The organism is Kitasatospora sp. NPDC057738, assembly GCF_042798815.1.
Lineage (GTDB): Bacteria > Actinomycetota > Actinomycetes > Streptomycetales > Streptomycetaceae > Kitasatospora > Kitasatospora lactacystinica.
The window spans coordinates 62,775-70,990 of the sequence record NZ_JBHVJT010000051.1; the positions used below are offsets into that span (position 1 = coordinate 62,775).

General features: G+C 73.8%; 5 protein-coding genes and 1 pseudogene. 5 read left to right on the forward strand and 1 reads right to left on the reverse strand.

Annotated elements, in window-relative coordinates; genetic code table 11:
• Window positions 1-271 precede the first annotated feature (271 nt).
• The 5 genes from ACFVGO_RS25925 to obgE all read left to right on the forward strand — a co-directional run bounded on the left by ACFVGO_RS25925 (window position 272) and on the right by obgE (window position 7,595).
• Entirely contained in the window at window positions 272-1,072 is an 801-nt protein-coding gene (locus tag ACFVGO_RS25925; protein ID WP_359910945.1) for a TIGR03936 family radical SAM-associated protein, read from the forward strand.
• A gap of 398 nt (window positions 1,073-1,470) precedes the next feature.
• Window positions 1,471-5,157 (forward strand): ribonuclease E/G, encoded by a 3,687-nt coding sequence (locus ACFVGO_RS25930; RefSeq protein WP_380634336.1) that lies wholly within the window; start codon window positions 1,471-1,473, stop codon window positions 5,155-5,157.
• A 227-nt stretch (window positions 5,158-5,384) separates the two neighbouring features.
• A complete protein-coding gene (gene rplU, locus ACFVGO_RS25935; protein WP_045696828.1) occupies window positions 5,385-5,702 on the forward strand; it encodes a 50S ribosomal protein L21 in 318 nt (105 codons plus the stop codon).
• Between the two features lie 14 nt (window positions 5,703-5,716).
• Entirely contained in the window at window positions 5,717-5,974 is a 258-nt protein-coding gene (rpmA, locus tag ACFVGO_RS25940) for a 50S ribosomal protein L27 (protein WP_030309712.1), read from the forward strand.
• A gap of 139 nt (window positions 5,975-6,113) precedes the next feature.
• A complete protein-coding gene (obgE, locus tag ACFVGO_RS25945) occupies window positions 6,114-7,595 on the forward strand; it encodes a GTPase ObgE (RefSeq protein WP_359910951.1) in 1,482 nt (493 codons plus the stop codon).
• 102 nt (window positions 7,596-7,697) lie between these two features.
• On the opposite strand, the pseudogene ACFVGO_RS25950 reads toward obgE, so the two are convergent.
• A pseudogene (locus ACFVGO_RS25950) lies at window positions 7,698-8,216 on the reverse strand (hypothetical protein); the annotation flags it as partial.

The window sequence follows — 8,216 nt, forward strand, 5'->3', positions numbered from 1 at the left end:
GAAAGAAGATGCTACCCTTGATGGGGGTAAAAAAGGGGCGCGTCCCCCTTTCCCGCACCCCCGGACCGGAGGGTCTCGCTTGGGGGTCGCGGCGTGCGGTGGAGCGGAGGCTGACCAGGGGCGGAGCGAGGGGGAGCGCGGGGCGCGTACCCTTTGAGGTGACAGAGTCCGGACAGTGGCGGGAAGACGCCGCACCGGACGGGGACAACTGACTAAGGACTGAGCGACCCTGGCACGCCGTACGCCCGACGGTCCGCCGCCCGCGCCGACGGTGCAGCGGATTCGTCTCCGCTACACCAAGCGCGGCCGGCTCCGCTTCACCAGCCACCGCGACTTCCAGCGCGCCTTCGAGCGCGCCCTGCGCCGGTCCGCCGTTCCGATGGCCTACTCGGCCGGCTTCACCCCGCACCCGAAGGTCTCCTACGCCAACGCGGCCCCGACCGGGGTGGCGAGCGAGGCGGAGTACCTGGAGATCGGCCTGGCCGCGGTCCGCGACCCCGAGCAGCTGCGGGCGCAGCTGGACGAGTCGCTGCCGGCCGGCCTGGACGTGATCGACGCGGTCGAGGTCCGGACGCCGAACTTCGTGGAGCGCCTGGAAGCCTCCGAGTGGCTGCTCCGACTGGACGGCGTGGAGCCCGACGTGGCCGCCGAGGCGGTCGCGAGCTTCCTCGCCGCCGAGCGGGTCGAGGTCGAGCGCCGCACCAAGAACGGCCTGCGGGTCTTCGACGCGCGGGGCGCGGTGGCGGCGCTGGAAGCCGTCCCGGCCCAGGTCGAGGCCGGTGCGGACGCCGGGCCCGGAACCGACCGCGATGTTCGGACCGGCCGTCCCTGTGCGATACTGCGCCTGGTAGTACGACACGCCACACCCGCCGTACGACCCGACGACGTATTGTCCGGTCTCCGTGCGACGGCCGACCTGGCGCCGCCGGTCCCCGCAGAGGTGACCAGGCTGGCGCAGGGGCCGCTCGACGAGGAGACCGGCACGGTGACCGACCCGCTGGCGCTCGACCGCGCGGCGGCCCCGGTCGGCTCGGAGCCGGCCGTGGGGCCGCACGCTACCGCGTCCGCCTAGCGGGGGGAGGCCGGGTCCAGTGCCTCACTGGACCCGACGGTCCTCCAGGGTTCCCGCGGCTCCCCAGGGGAGCGAGCGTCGTCGCAGCACAGGCCTGCCACCCGGGGCCTGCCGACCAGGAAGGTCGGCCGGTCCGGGACCCCGTCCGGGAGCCACCCGGGGTTGGGGGACGGCGCAGCTTGGGAAAACCTCAGAAGACTGGTCAGAACCAGAAGACTTTCGACACCCCGCCGAGCGCGGGGCGCCGAGCGAGACTACGAGCCCCTGTGCGGCGTCGCGTCCGCGCGGCGGCACCGTCAAAAGGGTCCGGTCCGGGCATCGTCGCGATGCCGGCCACCCAGCGGTGCCGTGCCGTGCCCGGATGTGGAGCCCGGGGGCCTGACGGGAGATCCACCCGCATGCTCGATAACACCGATCCGCAGCAGACTGCGGCCACGGACCAGAACGAATCCGCCGCGACCGGTGGCGAGGGCGCGTCCGCCGCGCCGCCGCGCCGTCGTCGCCGCGCGGTGTCCCGCCCGGCGGGCACCCCGCAGGGTGCGGCCGCCGAGGCGGCCGAGACGGTGCTGCCGGCCGAGACGCCGACCGCCGCGGCCACCCCGGCTCCGGCCGTGGAGCCGGCGGCCGAGCCCGCCGCCGAGAAGCCGGTCCGGGCCCGCCGGACCCGCAAGCGCGCCGAGGCCCCGGCCGGGGCGCCGGAGGCCACCCCGATCGTGGTGACCGCACCGGAGACGGCGCAGGCCCCGGCGGCCGAGCCCGCCGCCGAGAAGCCCGCGAAGGCCACCAGGGCCACCAGGGCCACCAGGGCCACCAAGGCGGGCAAGACCGAGGAGGCGGAGAAGGCCGAGGTCGCCGAGGTCGCCGAGCCCGTCGCCGAGAAGCCCGCCCGGGCCCGGCGCACCCGTAAGCGCGCCGAGGCGCCCGCCGGTGCTCCCACGACCGAGGCCGAGGCGCCGGTCGTCGAGACGCCGGTCGTCGAGGCCGTCGCCCCCGAGGCCCCCGCCGCCGCCGAGCCGGTGGCCGAGGAGGCCCCGGCCGCTCCGGCCCGCCGCCCCCGCCGCCGTCGCGTGGTCGAGGCCGCGCCGGTCGTCGAGGCCCCGGTGGAGGAGCCCGTCGCCGAGGCGCCGCAGGCCGAGGAGCCCGCCGCCGCGGAGGAGCCCGAGGAGGAGGCCGTCGAGGCCGCCGCCCCCGAGGCCCCCGTCACCGAGGCGCCCGCCGAGCCGCACCACCGGGTGCGCCGCCGCGCCGTGCGCCCGGCCACCGCGGTCTTCCAGGCCCCGGTGTTCCAGGAGCCGGCCCCCTTCGTCGCGCCGTCCACGCCGTCCGCGCCGGCCACCGCGGCCGCGCCGCAGCAGCCCGTCGCCGCCCCGGTGCAGGCCGAGGCCCCGGCCGTGGCCGAGCGCACGGAGGAGGACGACGAGTTCGAGTACAGCGGTGTCGGCCGTCGCCGCCGGGTCCGTACCCGGGTCGAGCCGACCCGTCGCAAGCCGGCCGCCCAGGCGAAGGCCCAGGCCCAGGCGAAGGCGCCGGCGAAGGCCCCCGTGAAGGCCCCGGTCGAGGCCGCGCCGGTCGTCGAGGCCCCGGTCGCCGAGGCGCCCGCCGTGGAGGCCCCCGTCACCGGTCCGGAGACCGAGGGCGAGTGGGAGGACGACGGCCGTCCGTCGCGCCGTCGCCGCCGGGGTGGCCGCCGCCGCCGTCGTGGCGAGGCCGAGGAGTTCGAGGCCGCCGAGGCCGTCGAGACCGAGCAGCCCGCCGCCGAGGAGTCGGCCGAGGCCGTCGCCGAGGACGAGGGCGAGGAGGACGACGACGACCTGGCCGCCGGCCTGTCCTCGTCGCGCCGCCGCCGTCGCCGCCGTCGCCGCAGCGGTGAGGCCGGCGCCGTCGAGGCCGCCGAGACCACCGAGGACGGCGTCCGCACGGTGGTGAAGGTGCGCGAGCCGCGCCGCCGCTCCACCGAGCCGTCCTTCGACCCGGACGAGGTGCAGTCCATCAAGGGCTCGACCCGTCTGGAGGCCAAGAAGCAGCGCCGCCGCGAGGGCCGCGAGCTGGGCCGCCGCCGGGTGCCGATCATCACCGAGGCCGAGTTCCTGGCCCGCCGCGAGTCGGTCGAGCGCGTCATGGTGGTGCGCCAGAGCGGCCAGCGCACCCAGATCGGCGTCCTCGAGGACGGCGTGCTGGTCGAGCACTACGTCAACAAGGAGCAGGCCACCTCGTACGTCGGCAACGTCTACCTGGGCAAGGTCCAGAACGTGCTGCCGTCGATGGAGGCCGCCTTCGTCGACATCGGCAAGGGCCGCAACGCGGTGCTGTACGCCGGTGAGGTCAACTTCGGCGCGCTGGGCGGCCACGGCGGCCCGCGCCGGATCGAGTCGGTGCTGAAGTCCGGCCAGTCCGTGCTGGTGCAGGTCTCCAAGGACCCGATCGGCCACAAGGGCGCCCGCCTGACCAGCCAGATCTCGCTGCCCGGCCGCTACCTGGTGTACGTGCCCGAGGGCTCGATGACGGGCATCTCGCGCAAGCTCCCGGAGAACGAGCGCGCCCGGCTGAAGCAGATCCTCAAGAAGATCGTCCCGGACGACGCGGGCGTCATCGTGCGCACCGCCGCCGAGGGCGCCTCCGAGGAGGAGCTGACCCGCGACGTCCAGCGCCTCCAGCAGCAGTGGGAGGACATCCAGAAGAAGGCCGCGACCGGCAACGCCCCGGCGCTGCTGTACGGCGAGCCGGACATGACCGTCCGGGTCGTCCGCGACATCTTCAACGAGGACTTCAGCAAGGTCATCGTCTCCGGCGACGAGGCGTGGAAGACCATCCACGAGTACGTCTCCAACGTGGCCCCGGACCTCGCCGAGCGGCTCCAGCGGTGGACCTCCGAGGTGGACGTGTTCGCCACCTACCGGATCGACGAGCAGCTGATGAAGGCGCTGGACCGCAAGGTCTGGCTGCCCAGCGGCGGTTCGCTGGTGATCGACCGCACCGAGGCGATGGTCGTCATCGACGTCAACACCGGGAAGTTCGTCGGCCAGGGCGGCAACCTGGAGGAGACGGTCACCCGGAACAACATCGAGGCGGCCGAGGAGATCGTGCGCCAGCTGCGGCTGCGCGACCTCGGCGGCATCATCGTGATCGACTTCATCGACATGGTGCTGGAGTCCAACCGCGACCTGGTGCTGCGCCGCCTGCTGGAGTGCCTGGGCCGGGACCGGACCAAGCACCAGGTGGCCGAGGTCACCTCGCTGGGCCTGGTCCAGATGACCCGCAAGCGGGTCGGCCAGGGCCTGCTGGAGTCCTTCTCCGAGCCGTGCGTGCACTGCAACGGCCGCGGCGTGATCGTCCACATGGAGCAGCCGAGCGCCCACGTCCACGCCCCCGTGGCGGCGGGCGAGGCCGGTGCGGGCGGCGGCAAGCGCCGTCGTCGCGGCAAGGGCGGCGCGGGCCACGAGGAGCCGCAGGCCGTCGAGCCCGTGGTGACCATCCTGTCCGAGTCGGCGGAGGACGTCGCCGAGCCGGTGCGCGAGGAGATCGAGGGCCAGCTGGCCCTGGAGGTCCCGGGCGTCGAGGCTCCGGCCGAGGCGGCCGCGCCGGCCGTCGAGGTCCCCGCGGCCCCCGTGGCCGAGGTCCCGGCCGCCGCTCCGGCGGGCCGTCCGCGTCGCCGCGCGGTGCGCAAGGCGACCGCTCCGGCGGGTTCCCCGGACACCGCCGAGATCGTGGTGCTCCAGGCCAAGGCCGAGGCGGCGCTGGAGGCGGCCCTGGAGGCCGCCGCCCCGGCGGTCGCGGAAGCCGCCGCCGAGGCTCCGGGCGAGCCGGTCGTGGTCGCGGAGGCCGCGGTCGTCGCCGAGGCTCCCGAGGCCACGGAGGCTCCCGAGGCCACGGAGGCTCCCGAGGCCACGGAGGCCGGCGAGGCTCCGGCCGAGGAGGCGCCGGCGCCGAAGAAGCGGGCCGCCCGCAAGACCGCCGCGAAGAAGACCGCCGCCAAGAAGACCACCACGGCGGCCAAGAAGACCACCGCCCGCAAGACCGCCACCAAGCGGACGAGCGCGGCGGCCAAGAAGGCCGCGGCCGCCGAGGGTGATACGGCGTCCGAGTAGTGCCCACGCCCGGGGCGGGAGTGATCCCGCCCCGGGTCGTACGGGCCGGTTTGCCCCCCGGGCGGCCGGTCCGTATTCTTGACCATCGGCGTGTCTACGCCATGCTCCCGAGCACATCACCTTCCCGGGTCGCCGCGTTCGCGCGGAGGGCCGGGGAGAGGCTCCTGTGTCCGTACCCAGGTGGCTGGCGTCGGGGGTTCCGACCGAGCAAGGAAAGCAGGTACCGCATGTACGCGATCGTTCGCGCAGGCGGCCGCCAGCACAAGGTCGCCGTGGGCGACGTGCTGGAGATCGACCGTATCGAGGCCAAGCCGGGTGACTCGGTCGAGCTCTCGACCATCCTCGTCGTCGACGGTGACGCCGTCACCTCCGACCCGTGGGTCCTGGCCGGCGTGAAGGCTCACGCCGAGGTGGTCGACCAGACCAAGGGTGACAAGATCGTCATCCTGCGTTACAAGAACAAGACCGGCTACCGCCGTCGCCAGGGTCACCGTCAGCAGCACACCGCGGTGCGCATCACGAGCATCGACTCGGTCAGCAAGTAAGGGGATAGCGAAAAATGGCACACAAGAAGGGCGCAAGCTCTACTCGTAACGGCCGTGACTCGAACGCCCAGCGCCTCGGCGTGAAGCGCTTCGGTGGCCAGGTCGTCTCCGCCGGCGAGATCCTCGTCCGCCAGCGCGGCACCCACTTCCACCCGGGTGCCGGTGTCGGTCGCGGTGGCGACGACACCCTGTTCGCGCTGACCGCCGGTGCGGTGCAGTTCGGCACCCGTCGTGGCCGCAAGGTCGTCAACATCGTGGCCGTCGAGGCCTGAGTCCCCGCGGACTCCCGAGTCTGAGAAGACCCACCGGGTCGGACAAGACTCACAGTGAAGGGTGGGCCGGAATTCTCCGGTCCACCCTTCACGCTTTACGCAGGTAGCAAGCAGACTCTCGCGCACTGGAGGCACACCCATGACCACCTTCGTGGACCGCGTCGAACTTCATGTCGCCGCGGGTAACGGGGGCCACGGCTGCGCCTCCGTGCACCGCGAGAAGTTCAAGCCGCTCGGCGGCCCGGACGGCGGCAACGGCGGTGAGGGCGGCAGCGTCATCCTCACCGTGGACTCGCAGGTCACCACCCTGCTGGAGTACCACCACTCGCCCAAGCGCAAGGCCACCAACGGCAAGCCGGGCGCGGGCGGCAACCGCACCGGCGCGATCGGCGAGGACCTCGTCCTGCTGGTGCCGGACGGCACCGTGGTGCTGGACCGCACGGGCAACGTGCTGGCCGACCTGGTCGGGCACGGCACGAGCTTCGTCGCCGCCCAGGGCGGCCGCGGCGGCCTCGGCAACGCCGCGCTGGCCTCGGCCCGCCGCAAGGCGCCCGGCTTCGCGCTGCTCGGCGAGCCCGGGGAGGCCCGTGACATCGTCATGGAGCTCAAGTCCGTCGCCGACGTGGCCCTGGTCGGCTACCCGAGCGCCGGCAAGTCCTCGCTGATCTCGGTGCTCTCCGCCGCCAAGCCGAAGATCGCGGACTACCCGTTCACCACCCTGATCCCCAACCTCGGGGTGGTCACCGCGGGCGACATCGTCTACACCATCGCCGACGTGCCCGGCCTGATCCCGGGCGCCAGCCAGGGCCGCGGCCTGGGCCTGGAGTTCCTGCGCCACGTGGAACGCTGTTCGGTGCTGGTGCACGTGCTGGACTGCGCCACCCTGGAGCCCGGCCGCGACCCGCTGACCGACCTGGAGACCATCGAGGCCGAGCTCGCCGAGTACGGCGGTCTGGAGGACCGCCCGCGCCTGGTCGCGCTCAACAAGGTGGACGTCCCGGACGGCCAGGACATCGCCGACCTGACCCGCGCCTCCCTGGAGGAGCGCGGCTACCGGGTGTTCGAGGTCTCCGCCGCCTCCCGCAAGGGCCTGCGCGAGCTGAGCTTCGCCGTGGCCGGGATCGTCGCCGAGGCGCGCGCCGCCAAGCCGGCCGAGGAGTCCACCCGGATCGTGCTGCGGCCCAAGGCCGTCGACGACGCCGGCTTCACCATCACCGAGGAGGACGGCGCGTACCACATCCGCGGCGTCAAGCCGGAGCGCTGGGTCCGCCAGACCGACTTCAGCAACGACGAGGCCGTCGGCTACCTCGCCGACCGGCTGGCCCGCCTCGGGATCGAGCAGGAGCTGTGGAAGATCGGGGCGCACGAGGGCGACACCGTCGTCATCGGCCCCGAGGAGAACGCCGTCGTCTTCGACTGGGAGCCGACCATGGCCGCCGGTGCCGAGATGCTCGGCCGTCGCGGTGAGGACCACCGCTTCGAGAACCCGCGCCCGGCGGTCGACCGCCGCCGCGAGAAGCAGAAGGGCCGGGACGCGGCCGAGTCCGAGTTCCTCGCCTTCGAGGCGCTCTCCAGCGGCCGCCAGGCCGCCATCGAGGGCGAGGACGACGAGGACCACTGAGCCTCGGAGTCCTGAGGCCTGTCTCCAGGGCCCCTGTCGGACGGCCCCCGTCACCTGTCGAAGGTGGCGGGGGCCGTCCGCGTGCTCAGCGGTGACCGGGCGTCACTTGGCCCAGGAGGCCTGGAGCTTCAGCGGGTCGGCCAGGTCGGTGTAGCCGACCGCGGCCGGGGTGTTCCCGGGGATGGAGATGATGGTGCAGCCCTTGGCCTCGGCGCCCTTGGTCACGCCCTGGAACTTCGCCCCGGTGCACTTGGGCAGCGGGGTGGCGGCGGTCATGACGTTGAGCCCCTTCTTGCCGGCGGTGTCGAAGACGACGAACTTCGAGTCCGGGGCGGTGAAGGAGAGGCTGGCGTCCCCGACGTTCTTGATGGTGTAGCTCACGTACACCGGGGTGCGGCCTTCCAGGCCGACGATGCTGATCTTGGCGGCGGTGAAGTCCTGCACCGAGCCGACCTCGACGCCGGTGACGGTGATCTCCAGCTTGGTGGCGACCTTGGAGGTCTTGTCGGCGAAGTCCACGGTGGCGCTCTGGCCGACCTTCACGCTGCTGGCGGCCGCCGGGACGGCTCCGCCGCCGGCCCCGCCGCCCGCCGCACCGGCGGTGCCCGCGCCGCCGGCCGC

Excerpts from the sequence above, each read along its gene's own strand:
- rpmA (WP_030309712.1), top strand. The coding sequence starts at position 5,717 with ATGGCACACAAGAAGGGCGCAAGCTCTACTCGTAACGGCCGTGACTCG.
- rplU (WP_045696828.1), top strand. The coding sequence starts at position 5,385 with ATGTACGCGATCGTTCGCGCAGGCGGCCGCCAGCACAAGGTCGCCGTG.
- ACFVGO_RS25930 (WP_380634336.1), top strand. The coding sequence starts at position 1,471 with ATGCTCGATAACACCGATCCGCAGCAGACTGCGGCCACGGACCAGAAC.
- obgE (WP_359910951.1), top strand. The coding sequence starts at position 6,114 with ATGACCACCTTCGTGGACCGCGTCGAACTTCATGTCGCCGCGGGTAAC.